This window comes from Flavicella sp. IMCC45537 (assembly GCF_057197705.1).
In genome coordinates, this window is record NZ_CM170067.1 from 1,775,104 (window position 1) to 1,794,981 (window position 19,878).

The 19,878-nt window shown below is 34.4% G+C and carries 11 protein-coding genes; 5 read left to right on the top strand and 6 right to left on the bottom strand.

Going from position 1 to position 19,878, the window contains the following annotated elements; all coding sequences use genetic code 11:
* Positions 1–88: 88 nt before the first annotated feature.
* Positions 89–1,036, bottom strand: a complete 948-nt coding sequence (locus AC2DGP_RS07485) for a PhoH family protein (RefSeq protein ID WP_484492378.1) — start codon at positions 1,034–1,036, stop codon at positions 89–91.
* A 142-nt stretch (positions 1,037–1,178) separates the two neighbouring features.
* Between AC2DGP_RS07485 and AC2DGP_RS07490 the strand changes: the two genes are divergently transcribed.
* The 5 genes from AC2DGP_RS07490 to AC2DGP_RS07510 all read left to right on the top strand — a co-directional run bounded on the left by AC2DGP_RS07490 (position 1,179) and on the right by AC2DGP_RS07510 (position 9,458).
* Positions 1,179–2,018: an SAM hydrolase/SAM-dependent halogenase family protein gene (locus tag AC2DGP_RS07490; protein ID WP_484492379.1), complete on the top strand. Its 840-nt coding sequence runs from the start codon at positions 1,179–1,181 to the stop codon at positions 2,016–2,018.
* Between the two features lie 43 nt (positions 2,019–2,061).
* Positions 2,062–4,422, top strand: a complete 2,361-nt coding sequence (gene gldG / locus AC2DGP_RS07495) for a gliding motility-associated ABC transporter substrate-binding protein GldG (RefSeq protein WP_484492380.1) — start codon at positions 2,062–2,064, stop codon at positions 4,420–4,422.
* A 299-nt stretch (positions 4,423–4,721) separates the two neighbouring features.
* A complete protein-coding gene (pflB, locus tag AC2DGP_RS07500) occupies positions 4,722–6,947 on the top strand; it encodes a formate C-acetyltransferase (RefSeq protein WP_484492381.1) in 2,226 nt (741 codons plus the stop codon).
* Positions 6,948–7,001: 54 nt separating this feature from the next.
* On the top strand, positions 7,002–7,757 hold the full coding sequence (gene pflA / locus AC2DGP_RS07505) for a pyruvate formate-lyase-activating protein (RefSeq protein WP_484492382.1): 756 nt from the start codon (positions 7,002–7,004) through the stop codon (positions 7,755–7,757).
* 198 nt (positions 7,758–7,955) lie between these two features.
* Positions 7,956–9,458 (top strand): DUF3360 family protein, encoded by a 1,503-nt coding sequence (locus tag AC2DGP_RS07510; protein ID WP_484492383.1) that lies wholly within the window; start codon positions 7,956–7,958, stop codon positions 9,456–9,458.
* A 100-nt stretch (positions 9,459–9,558) separates the two neighbouring features.
* On the opposite strand, the gene AC2DGP_RS07515 is transcribed toward AC2DGP_RS07510, so the two are convergent.
* From AC2DGP_RS07515 to AC2DGP_RS07535, 5 genes are all read right to left on the bottom strand, one after another.
* Positions 9,559–12,645 (bottom strand): T9SS type A sorting domain-containing protein, encoded by a 3,087-nt coding sequence (locus AC2DGP_RS07515; RefSeq protein ID WP_484492384.1) that lies wholly within the window; start codon positions 12,643–12,645, stop codon positions 9,559–9,561.
* 128 nt (positions 12,646–12,773) lie between these two features.
* Positions 12,774–14,246 carry a sulfatase family protein gene (locus tag AC2DGP_RS07520; RefSeq protein WP_484492385.1) on the bottom strand — a complete coding sequence of 491 codons (1,473 nt, stop codon included), beginning with the start codon at positions 14,244–14,246 and terminating at the stop codon, positions 12,774–12,776.
* 47 nt (positions 14,247–14,293) lie between these two features.
* Complete coding sequence (locus tag AC2DGP_RS07525) at positions 14,294–15,742, bottom strand: alpha-galactosidase (protein WP_484492386.1); 1,449 nt, start codon at positions 15,740–15,742, stop codon at positions 14,294–14,296.
* Positions 15,743–15,841: 99 nt separating this feature from the next.
* Positions 15,842–17,263, bottom strand: a complete 1,422-nt coding sequence (locus tag AC2DGP_RS07530; RefSeq protein WP_484492387.1) for a sulfatase — start codon at positions 17,261–17,263, stop codon at positions 15,842–15,844.
* A gap of 187 nt (positions 17,264–17,450) precedes the next feature.
* A complete protein-coding gene (locus AC2DGP_RS07535) occupies positions 17,451–19,793 on the bottom strand; it encodes an arylsulfatase (RefSeq protein ID WP_484492388.1) in 2,343 nt (780 codons plus the stop codon).
* Positions 19,794–19,878 lie beyond the last annotated feature (85 nt).

Below are 19,878 nucleotides of genomic sequence, written 5' to 3' on the forward strand. Positions count from 1 at the left end.
TGCTATCGTTATGTCTATAAAATAGTTCGGCAAAAATAAAGAATTCTAAACTAGAAACTTCATTTCTTCATTTACTTTATCACAATAATTATTCTGTTTCAATATTTTTATAAGCTTTGATAATCTCTTTTACCAATCGATGACGTATTACATCTTTGTCATCTAAAAATATATTTGCAATACCCTTTACCCCTTTTAATGCCAATAACGAAGTTTTTAAACCAGAAACTTGTTTACGAGGCAAATCCACTTGCCCAGGATCACCCGTAATAATAAACTTGGCTCTTTTTCCCATTCTGGTTAGAAACATTTTCATTTGGCCGGTAGTTGTATTTTGTGCCTCATCCAAAATCACAAAAGCATTATCTAACGTTCTTCCCCTCATAAAAGCTAAAGGTGCTATTTGAATCACTCCTTTTTCAATATACGAATCCAATTTTTCAAAAGGAATCATATCTCTCAAAGCGTCGTACAAAGGTTGCATATATGGATCCAATTTATCCTTTAAATCACCGGGTAAAAAACCTAAATTCTCACCTGATTCAACTGCAGGTCGGGTTAATATAATTCGTTTCACCTCTTTATCCTTAAGCGCCTTTACAGCCAAAGCCACTGCTGTGTAGGTTTTTCCCGTTCCGGCAGGGCCTATTGCAAACAACATATCATTTGTTTCCATTTTGGCTACCATTTTTCTTTGATTTTCCGTTTGGGCCTTGATCAGCTTCCCTCCTACACCATGCACCAAAACAGCATCGGCCGTTGAGGAGGTTGCTGTTTTTTTACCGGTATTGGTCAATAATTGTTCGATAGAATTCTCATCTATCTTATTGTATTTATCAAAATACTTGATAATCATTTCCAGACGTTTTTCAAACTCATCCAAAATAACGGGTTCACCATAGGCTTTTATTTGAGAACCTCTTGCCACTATTTTAAGTTTTGGAAAATAAGCTCTTAACTGTTTGATTGTAGCTTCTTGGTGTCCAAAAAACTCATTAGGATTTATCTCTGAAAGACTTATAATACGTTCGTTCAACTGCTTGCTTTTTATTGTTTATATTTCCTTTATTTTCATGTTTAAAAATACTATTAATTCCTATATATTTGTATAAATTTGTTCAAGATTTTTAAGGATTCATATCCATAAAAACGAACACTCAAAAGGAAGCAAACCACAGATGTCTATAATTACTTTAACTACAGATTTTGGAACCAAAGACCACTTTGTAGGAGCAGTTAAAGGTGCTATTTATTCTACGGTTCCAGACGCTAAGATTGTTGATATATCTCACCGAATTTCGCCTTTTAATATTACAGAGACTGCTTATATCTTAAAAAATGCATATAAGAATTTTCCGGAAGGAACCATCCATATTGTTGGGGTTGATTCAGAATTAAACGAAGATAATAAACATATTGCGCTCTTGTTAAATGGTCATTACTTTGTATGCCCAGATAATGGTTTGATTTCCATGATTGCCTCTGAGATAAAACCTTCTAAAATTGTTGAAATAAATATTCATGATCGATTTGAGTCTAGTTTTTCCGTTTTAGATGTTTTTGTTCAAGTTGCAGCGCACATAGCAAGAGGTGGTACTTTAGAGGTAATAGGAAAACCTTTGGAGACTTATAAAAAAATATTTGAGCTTCAGCCTAAAGTATCAAGCGACCTTTCTAGTATTTCTGGTAATGTTATTTACATCGATAATTATGGGAACGTTATTAGTAATATCACAGAAAAACTTTTTAAAGAGGTTGGTAAAGGACGTCAATTTACATTAAGTGCAAGTAGATATACTTTCTCTAAAATTAATTATAAATATTGTGATATTGTTGACTTTACCTTAGATCCTGTATTAAGGCAAAGCGATGGTAACAAACTTGCCATATTTAACTCTGCTGGTTTTATTGAAATTGCCATTTATAAAAGTAATCTAACTACGGTTGGTGGCGCTTCAAGTCTTCTCGGTTTAGACTATAGAGACTCTATTACATTAGATTTTCATAAAACAGAATAACTATTTAAAAGTTCCGTTATAAAAAAGTAAAACTTCACTATTTATGTTAGCCGTATTAAAAAAGGAACTTCGATTATTTTTTGGATCTCTAGGAGGCTACACAATAATTCTTGGTTTTCTTATTTTGAATAGTTTATGGCTTTGGATTTTTAAAACGGATGCCAATATTATAAATAGTGGTTTTGCTTCACTTGCAAATTTTTTCCATAGTACTGCATGGCTCTTTATTTTAGTTATTCCGGCCCTGACTATGAAAAGTTTTTCAGAGGAGTATCTATCTGGAACCATTGAAATTATTAAAACCAAACCCATTAGCAACTTAGCATTTGTTCTTGGAAAGTTCTTTTCAATATTGCTTATTATTGGTTTCATGTTACTGCCAACAATAATATATGTTTACAGTATTTACAAACTTGCATCACCTGTAGGAGCTATTGAAACAGGTAGTATTATAGGATCGTATCTAGGTTTACTTTTTTTGGCCAGCGCTTTTATTTCCATAGCACTCTACGTCTCCTCTCTTACTAAAAACACTCTTATTTCTTTATTAGGTTCTATTTTACTCTGTTTCATATTATACAGTGGACTCTCTGATATAAGTTCGATTGTCCCGAGCCTTAATACAGAATCTCTAAGTTTATATACTCATTTTTTGAGTATTGCTAGAGGTGTTGTAGATACAACAGATATTATTTATTTTATTATTGTAACGGTTTTCTTTCTACAATGCACCCTCTTTAATTTTTACAGTATTGCACCCAAAAAGAAAATAGCGACATTATTTGTTTTAACAATTCTTCTTATCACAGTAAGTAAATCTTTTCACACAAGATTTGACCTAACAAGTGATAAAAAATACACGCTCTCAGAAACCTCAGCATCTATCCTAAAAAACTTAGATGAAATTGCAGTCATTAAAGTATATCTTGAAGGGGATTTCCCACCAGAATTTAAAAGACTTCAAACCGAAACAAGACAGTTTTTGGAAGAATTAAAAATAATGAATGGTAATATCAAAGTGTTATTCATTGATCCGAAAGATAACTTACAGTCATTAATTTCGGAAGGTCTAACACCAAGCAGACTTACCATTGAAGAAAATGGTGTAGTCTCAGAAAGTGTAATTATTCCATGGGCTACCATCACCTACAAAAACAAAAAAGAAACTATTTCTTTATTAAAAGATAGTGATCCTAAAAGCTCACAAGAGCAACAACTAGAAAACTCCATTCAAAATTTAGAATATGTTTTTTTACACGCCATAAAAAACGTCTCTTCTAAAAAAGAAAAAAGTATTGTAATTCTTTCGGGAAATGGAGAATTGGAAGACATTCAACTATATAGTTTATTAAAGTCTGTAGGCTCAAATTATCATCTTGCAAAATTTACATTAGATTCTGTTCAAACAAATCCTTTAAAAACGATAGAGCACCTAAAATCGTTTGACCTAGCCATCATTGCAAAACCAACTATCCCTTTTTCTGAGGAAGAAAAATACACCTTAGATCAATACATATTGAATGGTGGTAAAAGTTTATGGATGGTTGATAATGTCCAAGCCGAAATGGATAGTTTGTTTCAAAATGGTAAATCCCTTGCCTACTCTAAAGAACTTAACCTAGATGATTTCTTTTTTAGATATGGAGCTAGGATAAACCAAAACCTAGTAAAAGACTTATACGCATCTAAAATAGCTTTAGCAACAGGTAATACTGGTAATAAAACAACCTTTGAAAACTTTCTTTGGCTTTATGCTCCCCTGGTTAGCTCTAAGAGTAATCATCCCATCGTAAATAACATAAGTCCAGTATCTTTAAGCTTTGTATCTTCCATAGACACCTTAAAAAATGATGTAAAAAAAACAATCTTGCTGCAAAGTTCAATGCTTTCCAAAGAAGTTCAAGTTCCGACAATTGTGGAATTAAACTCTGTTATGGAAAAACCTGAACCTAATACTTATAAAAACGGAAATAAAATCTTAGGTCTTTTGTTAGAGGGAAATTTTAATTCCGCATACAAAGATCGTATCAAACCGATTAGGATTGCGAAACCCTTAGAAAAAGGTTCTCAGAACAAAATGATCTTAATTGCAGATGGAGATATTGGAAAAAATCAAATTCACAAAGGACAACCGTTAGAATTGGGTGTGGATAAGTGGACACAACAATACTATGGCAATAAAGAGTTTTTATTAAACGCTATTGAATATCTTCTAGACGATACTGGACTTATAAGTATTCGTTCAAAAAAAATTAATTTAAGGTTATTAGACAAACAAAAAATATTAGAAAATAAATCTTATTGGCAACTGATAAATTTATTTACTCCCATTGTATTCGTTTCATTACTTGGGTTTCTTCTACATAAACTTAAAAAATATTTATATTCCAGGATAAATTCCTAATTTCCTTTTAGCAAATTCCTGCGATTACACAGGTTAGACAAGTCTTTTTAAAAAAGATTAAATTATCTTTATTTTTATGAATTATTCATAAAAACTATAGGTTTCATTACGTGCTAGTAAACTGACTCCTAATTAATTTTCAATCTATCAAAATATTTTAATAATCATTAGAATATAGACACCTTCAAACTGCATATTTCCACTCTTTAATAAAAGACTAAATTGTATTCTATGTGTTTTAATTGTAAATTTGACCTGTAAAACAAAAGGTAGATTTATACAATTAAAAAACATTGGACATGAAAGTATTAGAATTTAAAAATGGAATTTGGGACAAAGAAATTAACGTTAGAGACTTTGTTATTCAGAATATTACTCCTTACTATGGGAATCATGAGTTTTTAGTTGGCCCCTCGCAAAAAACACAAAAACTTTGGGATATTTGTAAATCTGCTGTAAAAGAAGAAAGACAAAACAATGGTGTTAGATCTGTAGATACAGAAACTATTTCTGGAGTAAACTCTTTTGAAGCTGGATACATCGACAAAGAAAATGAAACAATTGTTGGATTGCAAACCAATGAATTACTAAAACGAGCTATGAAACCATTTGGAGGATACAAGGTAGTTCAAAAAGCACTTTCCGAACATGGACTTGCCCCTAGTGATGCAGTAAATGAACTTTTTACTAAATATGTAAAAACACATAATGATGGTGTATTCTCAGCTTATACCGCTGAAATCAAAAAATTTAGATCTCTAGGATTCCTAACAGGATTGCCTGATAATTATGCACGTGGACGTGTGATTGGAGACTATAGAAGAATTGCTTTATATGGAATCGATCAACTGATTAAAACAAAACAAGAAGACTTAGCAAAGATTACTGGTCCAATGAGTGATAGCGTGATTCGTTTACGTGAAGAAGTTGCCGAGCAAATTGGAGCCTTAAAAGATATGATCGCGATGGGTAATCATTATGGATTAGATCTCTCAAGACCTGCTCAAAATGCACAAGAGGCTGTGCAATGGACTTACATGGCTTATTTAGCTGCGGTAAAAGAACAAGACGGTGCCGCTATGTCTTTAGGAAATGTCTCTTCTTTCTTGGATATTTACATTACGCAAGATTTAGAGGCAGGTGTTATTACAGAAGAGGAAGCGCAAGAATACATTGACCAATTCGTAATGAAATTAAGAATGGTTAGACACTTACGTATGGAGGCTTATGATGAAATCTTTGCAGGAGATCCAACTTGGGTTACAGAAGCCATTGGTGGTATGTTTGCCGATGGAAGAACAAAGGTCACCAAAACTTCATTCCGTTTCCTCCATACTTTATACAACTTAGGCCCATCACCTGAACCAAATATTACTATTCTTTGGTCATATGGTCTTCCTCAAAACTTTAAAAACTATTGTGCTAAAGTATCTATAGATACCTCATCTATTCAATTTGAAAATGATGAGTTAATGAGAACCACAAGAGATTCTGACGATTATGGTATTGCCTGTTGTGTTTCATTCCAAGAAATCGGGAAACAAATACAATTCTTTGGTGCACGAACGAATCTTGCAAAAACGCTATTATTAGCTATCAATGGAGGTAAATGTGAAAATACTGGGACTCAAATGGTGGAAGGTATTGCACCAATGACTGATGACGTTCTAGATTTCAATAAAGTAATGGACAATTTCAAAATTGCCATGAAAGAGGTTGCTAGAGTTTACAACGATTCTATGAACATCATTCACTATATGCATGATAAGTATTATTACGAAAAATCCCAAATGGCTCTTATTGATACCAATCCAATGATCAATATAGCCTATGGTATTGCCGGATTATCTATTGTTGCCGATTCGTTATCAGCTATCAAATATGCGAAAGTTAAACCTATTAGAAATGAGGAAGGACTGACAGTTGACTTTACAATTGAAGGAGAATTCCCTAAATACGGAAATGACGACGATCGCGTAGATATCTTTGCTGCAAATGCTGTTGCTGATTTCAATAATGAATTAAAAAAACTACCTGTTTATAAAGATGCTGCTGTAACCATGTCTGTTTTAACAATTACCTCTAACGTAGTATATGGTAAAAAAACAGGAGCTACTCCTGATGGTAGAGCAAAAGGAATTCCATTTGCACCCGGTGCTAATCCAATGCATGGCCGTGATTCTAATGGAGCTATTGCTTCACTTAACTCAGTAGCAAAAATAAATTATGAAGATTCTCAGGATGGTATTTCTAACACTTTTTCAATTGTTCCGAAATCTTTAGGGGCAACAGAAGAAGAAAGAATTGACAATTTAGCAACTACTTTAGATGGATACTTTGACAAAGGAGCACAACATTTAAATGTCAACGTACTTGATAAGGAAACTTTGTTAGACGCTATGGAAAACCCAGAAGAATACCCACAATTAACAATTCGTGTTTCAGGTTATGCGGTCAACTTTATCCGATTGACAAAAGAGCAACAAATGGAAGTTATCACAAGATCTTTCCACGAATCTATGTAATTAAAATAAGGTGTTCGGTACTACCCCGCCGGGCACTATATTTCATTAAACAATTTGCCTATCAAAACTTCAGAAAATACATTAAGAGTACATTCTATCGAATCTTTTGGAACCCATGATGGTCCAGGAGTTAGAATGGTTGTTTTTTTACAGGGATGTAAATTAAAATGTTTGTACTGCCACAATCCAGATTCTATTGACACACATGGAGGTGAAGAACATGAAATTGAGGATTTAGTTCGACGTGCTGTTAACATGAAATCTTACTTTGGCAACAAAGGAGGAGTAACCGTATCTGGTGGAGAACCTTTATTACAATCTAAAGAATTGATTCATTTTTTCCAACGTTTAAAAGAAGAAGATATCCATACCAATATAGACACCAATGGTAGAGTTTTAAATCATTTTACAGAAAAACTTTTAGACGATTACGCTGATCTTGTAATGTTAGACATCAAACACATGACAGAGGATGGCTATCAATACTTAACTGGTGCAAAAAACAAAGAAACAACATTCAAATTCGCAGCTCATAGAGAAGCTTCTGGTAAAAAAATGTGGTTGCGATACGTGTTAATTCCAGGTATCACAAATAGGCCAGAATTGCTTCATGCCATGGGAAAGCATTTCAAAAACTACAAAACTATTGAAAAAATAGAATTACAACCTTATCACAAGTTAGGCGTTCATAAATGGAAAGCCTTAGGATGGGAATATAAATTAAACGACATACAAGAAAACACCGAAAATGAACTGAACGAGGCCGTAACTATTTTGAATGAATATTTCAAAGAAGTAAAAGTCAACTAACAACACCTAGCACTCATAACATTTATGACCTGCGAAACGAGAAATAAATAAGTTTTATTGTTACTACAATTAAGTTTTAAATTGATCAAAAAACGCATAAGTATCAACTTTTCAAAACAACCATTAGCATAGATAAAACTTCCAGAATATACAGATGGTTATTAGGATAACAATATCATCTCCGAAACATATTACAATATGAAAACCTACAAGGAACAGCATAAACCGGCATCAGCGTTTGAAAGCCGAACTGACTATTTAGAACATGAGTTACAAATCATGAAACCACGAAGGTTCAAATTAAACCTACCTGGCAGAGATTATAAATTTGAATGGGAAGATTTAGTACCAGCACTGGCAGGAACCCTTGGTATTATTGCCATGTACTCATCCGTTATGATGGCTTGGGCAGAAGGATTATCCAAAGCATGGGATCATATATCACTTGGAAAAGAATTTGCTATTGAAGTATCCCGAGTAGAAATGATTATTCCAGCATTTCTGTTTGTTATTTTAGCATCTGGATTTTTTAATCCAAGGGCAAATTTAGCAGGAAATCATGGACCAATGATACCATTAATTGCAAGTATAGCATTAGCAGGTGCTCATCCCTTAGCGCTTGCGATCCTAATAGGTGTATTTGGTTTACTGCTCAGTTTTTTTAAAGGCGGCTCTAAACTAGTAAACCTTACAAGTAAAGGAGTTGCAGGAGGGTTATTAATTTTCCTTGGATTTATGGGAGCATTAAGCCAGATCAAAACAATTCAAACCTGGAGTAAAGGACTTTCCTCTGAAACAGTTGAAGCCGGATCTATGGGATTCTTAGGCTTAATCATTTTAAGCTTTACGATTATACTATACAGCTATCTAGCAAGAATTGACAAACGTTGGTTATCCATTCCTGCTTGTGCTGTTTCGGCTTTATTAATAGCTTTAATCGGTGGGGCAAGTTTTGACCTTCAAATTACTACAGAAATAGGATTACCTAATTTGAATCCAGCTTACTGGTGGGGAAATACTAGTGAAGGATGGATGCTAGGATTACCAAAGGCAAAACATTTTGTGGCTTCCTTACCTTTTGCAATTTTAGCAGTAGCAATGTGGTCTCCAGATTTCTTAGGACATAGAATTTTTCAAGAAATGAATTATCCTAAAAAATCAGATAAAGTACTGATGGATGTAGATGATACAATGACAATGTGTTCCATAAGACAAATGGTAGGAACCGCTGTTGGAGGTGGTAATATTACCTCTTCTTGGGGAACCTATTTGATTCCAGCCGCAATCGCTAAAAGACCCATTCCAGCTGGGGCAATTTTACTCGGGCTGATGGTAATTGCAGTAGCAATACTAGGAAGTCCTATGGATGTTGCCGTATGGCCCCCCGTAAGATCAATTGCCCTATTGGTCGGAGTATTTTTACCTATGATTGAGGCAGGTATTCAAATGGTTAAGGAAAGTGCAAGCGCTCAGGCAGCCGGAATTTGTATTTTCATGGCCATGGTAACCAACCCTGTGTTAGCATGGGCTTTGGCGATGTTTCTAGATAATAATGGATTAATTGGAGACAAAGAACGACCTAAAAACCTAACCATTGTAGACCGATTAATTATTCCGCTTAGCATTTTAATAATTTGTGTTATTGCAGTGCTCTCTGTTGGAATGCTCAAAGGAAGTTATGGTATCCTAGCCTTCTTCTAAAAAATATAAAACTCGCTTACGAGAGGCCAATAGTTTGCAGTTATTGACCACAAAAAAGCTCTCTATTCGTATAGAGAGCTTTTTTAATTTCTAACGATTGTTATTCAATAATTAGTTTTTTCATCTCCCTAATGGATTCATTTTCTATAGATACAAAATACAAACCAGCTTCTAGGTCACTAATAGAAATAACTTGTAAAGTTGACTGACACACCAAAGTTTTAACTAAAACACCAGAAACATTATAAAAGGTAACCAAACTATTTTTTGGAGCCTTGATACTCACCTCGTTCTTAGCTGGATTAGGGTATATTGTATATTTCTTCTCCTTAACTTCATTATTTATAGAAAGTGTTTTCTGATTAAAACTAAGATCATCTACATACAATACTGATGGATAACTCTCTATTGCACTATCTAAAATTTTAAACGAAAGTTTAGATGCAACCGTTTCACCTAATTCGATTTCTTGACTCAAATCGTGCCATTTTTTTTCCTCCAAACCATTAAGATCCCATGAAATTGATTTAAAAGGGGAAGCAATATTAGTTTGAATTATATTTGGACTATTTTGATCTATATAAACAGATAGCTTTGCAATATATGTTCCTTCTTCTAAAGATAGCTTAGAGTTTTCAGGAGAAGTACTACCGCCACCTTGAGCTTGATATGAGGTTTCATTTCCAACAGAAGAATCAAACTTCAAACTATAAAATCCAGAATTTTTCACAGACTCAGAAAAAGAATAATTTCGATGCTGAAAAAACCAACCAGTTTCCACTGCATTTCCATTTGAATTCGGTTCTATCACACCTGGTGTAACAGCATCAGCAGATTCAAATCCATAATAATCTATCAAAACATCCTCAGATCCTTTGTCAATTATTTCAACAAAATAAATTTCATAAGGTTTCAAAACAGGCGACAACGAAGTTTCAATCCCTTTAATGAAATCTTTTGCAACAACAGGGCCAATTGATTCTTTCAAACTAATTTCCAGGGAAGCATTACTTTTCCCCATATTTACAACCGACAAAACAACATTTCCATAAGCATTACGATAAGATCTCCAAACACAACCTTTTCTATTCACTGAGTTCGTCTCACTTACAATTATACTCGGCAACTCGTCATTTTCATCCAAAATCTCGAAAGCTTTCGTCTTCATCTCTTGATGGGAGGTAACAGACAAAACTCCATTACTTGCCATTAACGGAGTTAAATCTTCACCATATTCGTTATGCTTTAAACTAATGTCATCCATCACAATAACACCACCATTATCTAAATAATTTTGCAGCGCAAGAACCTCCTCTTCTGATGCATATTCGGTATTAGATATTAATACTACATCCCATGAATCCATTGACTGATTCAATAAAATGTCTTTCGTTACGAAACCAATTGGGGTTCCTTCAAAATGCAATTCTTCATACAATTCAAAAATGTCATCCATATGAGCTGCTTTGTTTATTGCGGAAGTTTTCGAATAAAAGATACGTATCGGCTTTTTCAAACGCTGAAATGTCATGATTTCTTCTGAATGTGAATTTAAATCCATCATGGTAGACATTACTTCATTGGTAACCCTAGGTTGCTGAATATTTGATCCTGCATATCCATTCCCCACGCTTACTCCATTTCTTGGAGAACCATCTTCGGTTCGTGGCCAAAACCAAGTTTGACTTGCCGTCATTGCATACATATGACCTAGCCAATAAGTAGCTCTTGCGTAAGCAGGATCTAAATATAAATCCCTAGACCGTACGGTGGATAAATAATGAACTTCAGTATTGTAATTAATTTTATTTGGACTTACAGATTTCATAAAATCATAACCCATACATAATTCTCTCCACTCTAAGGCATAGTTTTCTTCCCACTCTTCTTCTGGCCCCCACATATGATTATTTATAGCACCAGCATCATTTCCAACAATTTCACTTAAACTTGTTAAAGCTTCCAAATCTATACCATGTACCCTTTCGTTTTCTGTCCATAAATTGGGCATAATTTTTAAATGGATTTTGGTATCATCATCATACTTTTGAATTTCTGATTTCAAAAATTTATACCATTCTGTCACTCTATACATATTAAACAATGACCAATCGTACCATTTCGCACTCCCCCTTAAACTAGTATCAATAGGAATCTCAATAGTAACATCGCTAAAATCCACAAAACTAGTTTCCCACAAACTATTAAGTCTTTCTATAGTACCATGTTTACTCTCAAGCCATACTTTAAATTTTTCAATTGTAAATTCAGAGACAGGTCCGGATGCCCATGCCAGTTTATCACCTGTTTTTTGCGTGAAAAAATGAGGTTCATTACATAACATATACCCCAAGTTGGAATACTTTTTACCTGCCATATGAGGCACCGTGCCTCCAATTAAAAATGATTGCATCTCTCTTGCTCCGGGATTATCAATATCGTAGCCTGTATAGGTATCAGTACGCATTTCAAAATCCTCTCCATATTCCTGTATTGACCAATCTGGTACATTCTTATGGTTCATAAAAATAAATCCAAGAGCCCCAGTCTCCTTAGCTATTAGCTCATTGTATGTATTTGTTTTAATAGTACCTTGATTGTCTACAACAAGTCCCGGTGTCAAAAAATACCCATCTTGATTCCCGTAAAACTCTGTTAATTGATCAATTTCTGGTTTCCAAGTAAAGTCGGCCAAAAAAACTGGTTTTCCATTATAAGTAAGCTGATCGTTTTCATGTACAACGTTCTCCCAATCAATATTTGGAATCGATTCTCTAAAAACTGTTTTATCAATTAACATCGATAAGTAAGAAATCGATTCCTCTAACATATTTAACACATCAGATCTTTCAAAATCAGGCAACAATTCAGCCATTTCTCCAGCATTATCTTTATACCTGCTAACCATAGCGAATAACTCAGTATTCATACTAATGTTGCTTTCATCCCAATTTGCATAATCTAAGAAAACCTCAGCAGTTCGAACTGTCATTTCTTCTTTTAGAACTTCAATACCGTCGTTTTTAGCAGTTGTAATTAATGTATTTAATTCCAATATTTTTGTTCGAGCTTGTTCTTCTAAAGTTTGAGCTGTTAGGTTAAATACCATAAAAAAAACAAACAAAACATAAAAATATTTGTTCCCTTTGATTTCTGTTCTTTTGAAATTATTCAGCATTTTAGTCATTCTTATTATTTAAAACATCTAAAGGAGATATGGAATCTCATAAATATGCATAGATTTATAAATTAATTGTATTTTCAATTTTTATTGTTCCTGTAGAACTAACCTACTTTATACAAAACTCCAAATTCCTATTTTGTAACATATGTTTGATTTAACTTTAAACCAGGTTCGTCAAACTCTTGTAATTGCTTAAATAATTCAGTCTGCATTTTTTTTGCAACTTCTTGATACTCCTTATTATTGTATTCATTCACCAGTTCAAAAGGATCTTTTTTCATATCAAACAAATAAGGTTTTTCTTTTTTATCAATTACCAATTTAAATCTATCTGAAACGGCAGCAACCCACCATCCTCCAGACTTGGCGAAATATGTAATACGATCACTATCCACAACTTTTTTTCTATTTAAGAAATCTTCTGAGGTATCCATCCCATGAAAACGTGCATCAGAATGAACTCCCATTATTCCCAAAACAGTTGGGGTAAAATCAACATTCGTATAGGCTTTATTGATAACCTTCCCTGACTTTATTTTTGAAGGATAACGCAATACAAACGGTATTCTAGAGGATGCTTCATATGGTACTCCTTTGTTTCTTCTTTTGTGCTCGAAAAACATATCCCCATGATCTGAAGTGAAAATAATAATTGTATTTTCTTCTAAATTATTCTCTTCTAAAAAATTTAATATTCGGCCTACACTATCATCAATATGACTAACCATACCAAAATATTGTTTCAAAGCTTCTTTTTCATTTTCAAAGGCTTTTTTCTTAGTAGCCTCATTACTTCCACCTTTTCCCCAACTCGGTCTGTTATTAGCGTATTCAGGTTTAGAGGTCAATGGAGCCTGAATATCCATATTGGCATACATTTTATCATATGGCGGTTTTGCAAAGTCAGGCGTATGAGGGTCGGGAATCGATAGCATTAATGCAAAAGGTTTGTTCTTATCTCTTTCTAGTATTTCTAATGTCTTATCCGTGAAAAAGTCGGTTAAATGAATTACTTCATCCTCAGGCAACTTTGCGGCTACTTTTTCATTAATTCCTTTATATGTTCCATTTTTTATATGAAAATATGGAGCGTGTCCACCTCTCATCATATACCTATTATCGGCAAATCCGGCTTGGTACTTAATTCCGAAAGTATATTTCTCATGTCCTGCTAAATGCCACTTACCCACATAAGAAGTTGCATAACCATTTTCCTGTAAAATAGTTGCAAAAGTTGGAATATCCTCTCTAATATGCATTCCATTTTTAGGCGCTCCAGTTGCCTGTGGATACAAACCTGTTACCAATGATGCTCTAGAGGGAGTACACACAGGAGAAGAAGCATAGTAGCTAGTGCAAATTACGCCTTCATTAGCAATCTTATCTATATTGGGTGTTTTGGAGTTGTTTCCTTTTCCCCAAACAAAAGCCTCGGCTTCTGGTAATAATTTTTGATAACAACTTAATGTTCTAAAATTATGTTCATCCGTATGGATAATAATTAGGTTGGGCCTTTTAGGTTTTACTTCCTCCTCAGCAGCGTTACTGAAAAGAGCACTAAAAGCAAATACACCTGTCACTAAAGTTTTAAAATTAATCTTCATTATAATACTATTTAGTAATGTTAAGTTTTATCATCATTTGATTCTCTCTAATAAAAATCTGAAAGAATATTTTTAGGGCCTTTTTCATAGTTCCATAAATAATCTCCAGTTTCATCAACACACTTATTCCCAAAATGATGTGGCAACACCGAAACCAAAGGAAAGCCTGTTTTGGTTTTATAACTCTCTAAGTGCTCTAAAAATTTCTTTTCTGTTATTGCATCAGTCGAGTTACCTCCAATATGATCTAAGTTGATTCCTTTACCTGGAGCCGACTTATAACAAATCTCATAGTGTGTTTTTACACGACCTTTCCAGTTGTATTTGTCCAATAGCCAAATATCATTCGTACGTACTACATCGGCATATTTGGAAAGAAAAATATCTGGTACATGAAACTCCATTTCAATATTTTTATCGATGTCTTTCGCTGCTCTGTACAAAGCTCTATGGATTGGTAACATCTCTGATTTAGTGTTGTAAGACATGTCTATTTTAAACTTCATTACCCCCATCTTATGAAAACGTGAAATCACTTCTGAAGCATATCCATATATATCGGATTGACTATTTAAATACTGTACATCATCTTTCCTCCCTATTTTTGTTCCAAAAGAATAATTGCCTAAAAGTTCAGGATACCGTTGAGCGGCAATACTATTTTTATGAATCTTCGGAAAACCAATCCACAAACCAGGCGTAAATCCTTTTTCATAGATCATATCCATTGTTTTTCTAAAATCAGGGAATTTTTTAGGATCCGGAATCCATGACCCAAACCCAGAATTGATACTGCCATCAGGAAAAGTACCCCAACCATGATCTAAAGTCAACTTACCCTTGGGATACCCAAGCTCCACAATTTTATCTATATAGTACTTTACAAACTTATGATTCAATAAATGAAAATGCTCGTGTCTTTTACTCGACAAATGTTTTTGTTCAGACCAAGTACAATACTCAACATCTGCCCAAAATTTAGGGGTTTGCACATATGGTGTATAATTCAATCGTTTCATCATTACTCGGTTGTATTCTTTCCAAGCTTCATCTCCATTTCCTGTTTCATCTAAAAAAACTTCTTGTCCCTCAGGAATAATTACAGTTAAGGTTTCTTTACCGTCAAAACTATATATTGAATTTTCATACCCTAAAGTAGTCATGAACCCAATAAATTTACCTTTTGCATCAATAATTACCGGAGATCCAGACATCCCTGCCGCTTTGCATGTGAATGGATTGTAAACAAACGGTTTACTCTGATAATAGTAGGAATTTCCACCCTTCTCACCAGGACCATTCAAACTCTGAAAAGGACAAAACAAGGGGACTTGCACTTTTACCTGAATTTGCTTCCCTTCACCAATAATTGTTTTATTAGAAAACAAATCTTCGCCATCAAGCTTCGTTAACTTTCCCATAGCCGAAGTCGACATTCCTGTCATGGCAAGACTTCCAAGTCCCACTTTTTTTAAAAAATCTCTTCTATTTTCCATCTATTTCACAACCCAACTCTTATGAACATTCTATTGTTCCTTTATAATTTTGAATACAAAATTCTATAAAGAATGAATTACTCATAAATCAAGTTTTTTTTAGTTCAAAAGGATTTTTAATTCCTCCCTAAACTTTTTAATCACCTTTTTATTCTTAGATTCTTTTGCAACATTTTTCCACTCCATTGGATCATTTCTATGATCGTATAACTCTTCAAAGCCATCTGAATAAACAATATATCTAAAGTTTTCATTTCTCAATGTGTGATTCCCCAAGCCTTTAGTTGTCAAAGCAGAATGATTCCAAGTCCCCTTTGGATTGGACACTAAATGCTCAAAACTATTTCCATCCAAATCTTTCTTTTGTGGCAAATCGCATAAGTCTATTAAAGTTGGATAGACATCTATCAAAGAGACGGTCCTTACACTAACTTCACCTTTACTTTTGCTTGGGTCAAATATGATCAATGGTGTTTTTGCTGACTCTTCCCAAAGTGTCTGTTTTGACCAATGTTCTTTTTCACCTAAATGCCAACCGTGATCCCCCATAATAACAACAATGGTATTGTTTGCATAGGCACTATTCTCTAAATTATCCAACAAATGTCCAACACATGCATCCGCAAAAGCCAAACTTGCGAGATAACCTTTTACGGCTGATTTCCATTTATTATTTCTTAATATCTCAGCATGCAACTTATTTCCCGTCCAGTTTTTCCCAATTCGACCCACATCGTCTAAATCATTTTGTAAAACTTTAGGTAGTTCAATACTCTCTTCATCAAACATGTCGAAATATTTTTTTGGTGCATAAAGTGGTAAGTGAGGTCTGAATATTCCACAGGCTAAAAAGAATGGTTTATCATGTTCTTTCTTCAGATAATTAGAGGCATATTCTGCCGACTTCCAATCATTTGTCTTTTCATCAGGAACATTTACAGGTCCCCAATCAAAAGATCTTGTTTTACTCCCTTTAACTCCTGCCTTTTTAAAGTCTAAACCATGTGGAAATCTATTTTTCGGATACGGTGTTCCTAAACCAACTTTGTTTTCAATCTGGAAAGATCCAGGATCGCTTCCTTCTTTTGGTTCTTTAGCGGTTCCTCTTGGACTGTGAAAAATTTTACCTGAAGCAACCGTTTCATAACCGTTTTCTGCAAAATATTGAGGAAGGGTAATCGTATTTTCAAAGCCTTGCATTTTTCTAAAAACCTCTACATTTCCATATACTCCTGTCTTAAAAGGCTGGTAACCTGTTAGCATACTGGTTCGCGACGGATTACACAAAGCAGCCGAGCAATATGCATTTTTAAACACAGTACTTTTTTTTGCAAACTTATCCATATTAGGCGTTATTGCTTGAGGATGTCCCCCGAACACGCCTACCCAATCATTCATATCGTCAACTGTAATCAACAATACATTGGGTTTACTTTTAAGCTTTTGTGAATAGGCTGAGGATTTAAAACCAACAACAAACACTAAGAGTGCCATAACTTTTAAAGACATTGTATTTCTCATATTCTTATCTAATTGATGATACGAATTAAAAAAATATAAAAAATAATAGCGTCTCCGAGAGTTTAATATTTGTCCCCTACAGTCATAACCCCGCCAAGACATACCTTTTCACTTGCTTTATTTTCATCTTTAAAATAAAAAAGCCTCCAATATTGCATTGGAGGCTTTTGAATCTTATTAGTGAAAATTATTTTATTTCAACAATCACTTTGTCAATTTTTCCTGTAAACTTAGTTTCTTCTGGACCATAACCTATTCCTTCAGCTACTGGAGTTTGATTGTCTAACCCAACATCGGCTGTTTCATCAGCAGAAAACATATTCGGTTGTGTTTTCTCAATTCTTCCATTTCCTTTAGAGCCATCAGAGACAACAATACTCGCATCTCCACCTTTTCCGTTACCTCCACCGTCATAGTTAAATGTAAAACTTATTTTATGTTTTCCGGCTGTCAATTTACTTTTTGTACTTATAACAAATCTTTCTAACCCTAAGAAATTATAAGTAAATTCAGGAACCCCTTCTTTCATGTATAAACACCATCCTCCAAAACGGCCTCCTTGCGTCAAAATAACACCAGTAGCATCGTCTTTCACTTCAACTTCAGCATCAATAGTAAAGGATCTATTTTTAATGTTGATGAAAGTGTTTTCCATCATACCTTCCATTCCTTCATATAACTTCAATACAGTTCTACCTCCCATAATATCTGGGCGACCTGCTATTGCCGGATTTGTTCTTTCAACTACACGATCATCAATCGGTAACACATGATATTTTTCAGCCTCAGCCATAAATAAATCCTGCATTTCTTTTAACTTCTTAGGATACTTTTTAGCCAAGTTTTTAGTCAAACTAAAATCATTCTTCACATCATACAACTCCCAAACATCATCTTCTAAGTTAGGAAAATCTTTCATTTCCCAAGGCGCTCTATGTAATGTTCTAGCATACCATCCATTTAAATAAAGAGCCCTATTTCCAAACAATTCAAAATATTGTACATTGTGTCTTTCTGCAGCCTCCTTATCATCAAAAGTATATGCAAAACTTGTACCTTCTATAGGTGTTTGAGGAACTCCATTAACCACCTTTGGCTCAGGCAAACCAGCAACTTCTAAAATAGTAGGTGCTATGTCAATAGCATGTGTAAACTGTTCTCTAATTCCTTTACCTTCTTTTACCTGATCAGGATAATGTACAATCATTCCTGTTCTTGTACCTCCAAAATCTGACGCAATTTGTTTTGTCCATGTAAAAGGAGCATCAAAAGCTACAGCCCAACCTGCGGCCATATGAGGGAATGTATTTGGTAATCCCCAATCATCCATTAATGGCAATAAATCTTCTACCTTTTCTTCAACAAAATTAAAGTAAGTCATTTCATTGTACATACCTACCATACCCCCTTCTGCACTTGTTGCATTATCTCCTGCGACAAAAACAATCATGGTATTGTCTAACTCGCCAATTTCTTCAATTGCATCTACCAATCTTCCTATTTCGTAATCAGTCATTTCCACAAAACCAGAGAAAACCTCAGCCTGACGAGCAAATAATTTACGTTCGTTGTCAGTCAATTTTTTCCAATCCTTAATATCATCAGGTTTTGGAGCCAATCTTGTTTTAGATGGAATAATTCCACCTGCTTTCATATTCTTAACAGATTCCTTACGAACCTCATCCCATCCTTTGTCATATTGACCTTTATATTTGTCTGACCATTCCTTTGATACATGGTGAGGCGCGTGTACAGCTCCTGTAGAAAAATAAACAAAAAATGGTTTATCTGGAGTCATCGATTGTTGCGCCTTAACCCAGTTAATTGCCTGGTTGGTCATATCCGTTGTAAAATGGTAATTGTCCATTTTAGGAGGATTCACCTTCTTTACTCCATCAAAAATTAGCGGAGCCCATTGATCTGTTTCTCCTCCAATAAAACCATAAAACTTGTCAAATCCTTGACGCGTTGGCCACCTATCAAAAGGTCCAGATACGCTTGTTTCCCAGGCAGCTGTTTCATGCCATTTTCCAAAAGCCGCTGTACTATAACCATTCAACCTTAATGTTTCAGCTAACGGAGCTACACTTGGTGGCAATGCACCTGTATTTCCAGGATATGCCGTACTTGTTTCCATAATTGAACCCGTGTTACAGGTATGGTGATTTCTACCGGTTTTAATGGACATTCTGGTAGGAGAACATAAAGAAGTGGTGTTAAAATTATTATATCGTAATCCAGCGGCAGCCAACCTTTCCATGGTAGGAGTTTTAATAGGCCCACCAAACGCAGTTGTTGCTCCCATACCCAAGTCATCAATTAAAACAATGACAACATTTGGTGCTTCTTTCGGTGCATTTACCTCAAACCTTTTTGGTGGCTTTGTATTACGTGCATCTAATTCTGTGTACGTTTTGGCTTCCGGTTCAACGATTGGTAAAATCTCACGATTCAATAGATCTTGTGCAAATGTGGCAACTGTTCCAAAAAACATCCCCACAAAAGTCAAAATAATTTTATTCTGTTTCATTTTCATAAGTTTTAATTAGGCTAATAAATCCTTAATTTAAAACTAAATTCCTCATTTTTTCTCAAACAACCAAATGAAACTATCA

What these genes read in the sequence shown, in the direction of transcription:
- AC2DGP_RS07490 (WP_484492379.1), top strand. Translation starts at nt 1,179, where the DNA reads ATGTCTATAATTACTTTAACTACAGATTTTGGAACCAAAGACCACTTT.
- gldG (WP_484492380.1), top strand. Translation starts at nt 2,062, where the DNA reads ATGTTAGCCGTATTAAAAAAGGAACTTCGATTATTTTTTGGATCTCTA.
- pflB (WP_484492381.1), top strand. Translation starts at nt 4,722, where the DNA reads ATGAAAGTATTAGAATTTAAAAATGGAATTTGGGACAAAGAAATTAAC.
- AC2DGP_RS07510 (WP_484492383.1), top strand. Translation starts at nt 7,956, where the DNA reads ATGAAAACCTACAAGGAACAGCATAAACCGGCATCAGCGTTTGAAAGC.
- AC2DGP_RS07515 (WP_484492384.1), bottom strand. Translation starts at nt 12,645, where the DNA reads ATGACTAAAATGCTGAATAATTTCAAAAGAACAGAAATCAAAGGGAAC.
- AC2DGP_RS07520 (WP_484492385.1), bottom strand. Translation starts at nt 14,246, where the DNA reads ATGAAGATTAATTTTAAAACTTTAGTGACAGGTGTATTTGCTTTTAGT.
- AC2DGP_RS07525 (WP_484492386.1), bottom strand. Translation starts at nt 15,742, where the DNA reads ATGGAAAATAGAAGAGATTTTTTAAAAAAAGTGGGACTTGGAAGTCTT.
- AC2DGP_RS07530 (WP_484492387.1), bottom strand. Translation starts at nt 17,263, where the DNA reads ATGAGAAATACAATGTCTTTAAAAGTTATGGCACTCTTAGTGTTTGTT.
- AC2DGP_RS07535 (WP_484492388.1), bottom strand. Translation starts at nt 19,793, where the DNA reads ATGAAACAGAATAAAATTATTTTGACTTTTGTGGGGATGTTTTTTGGA.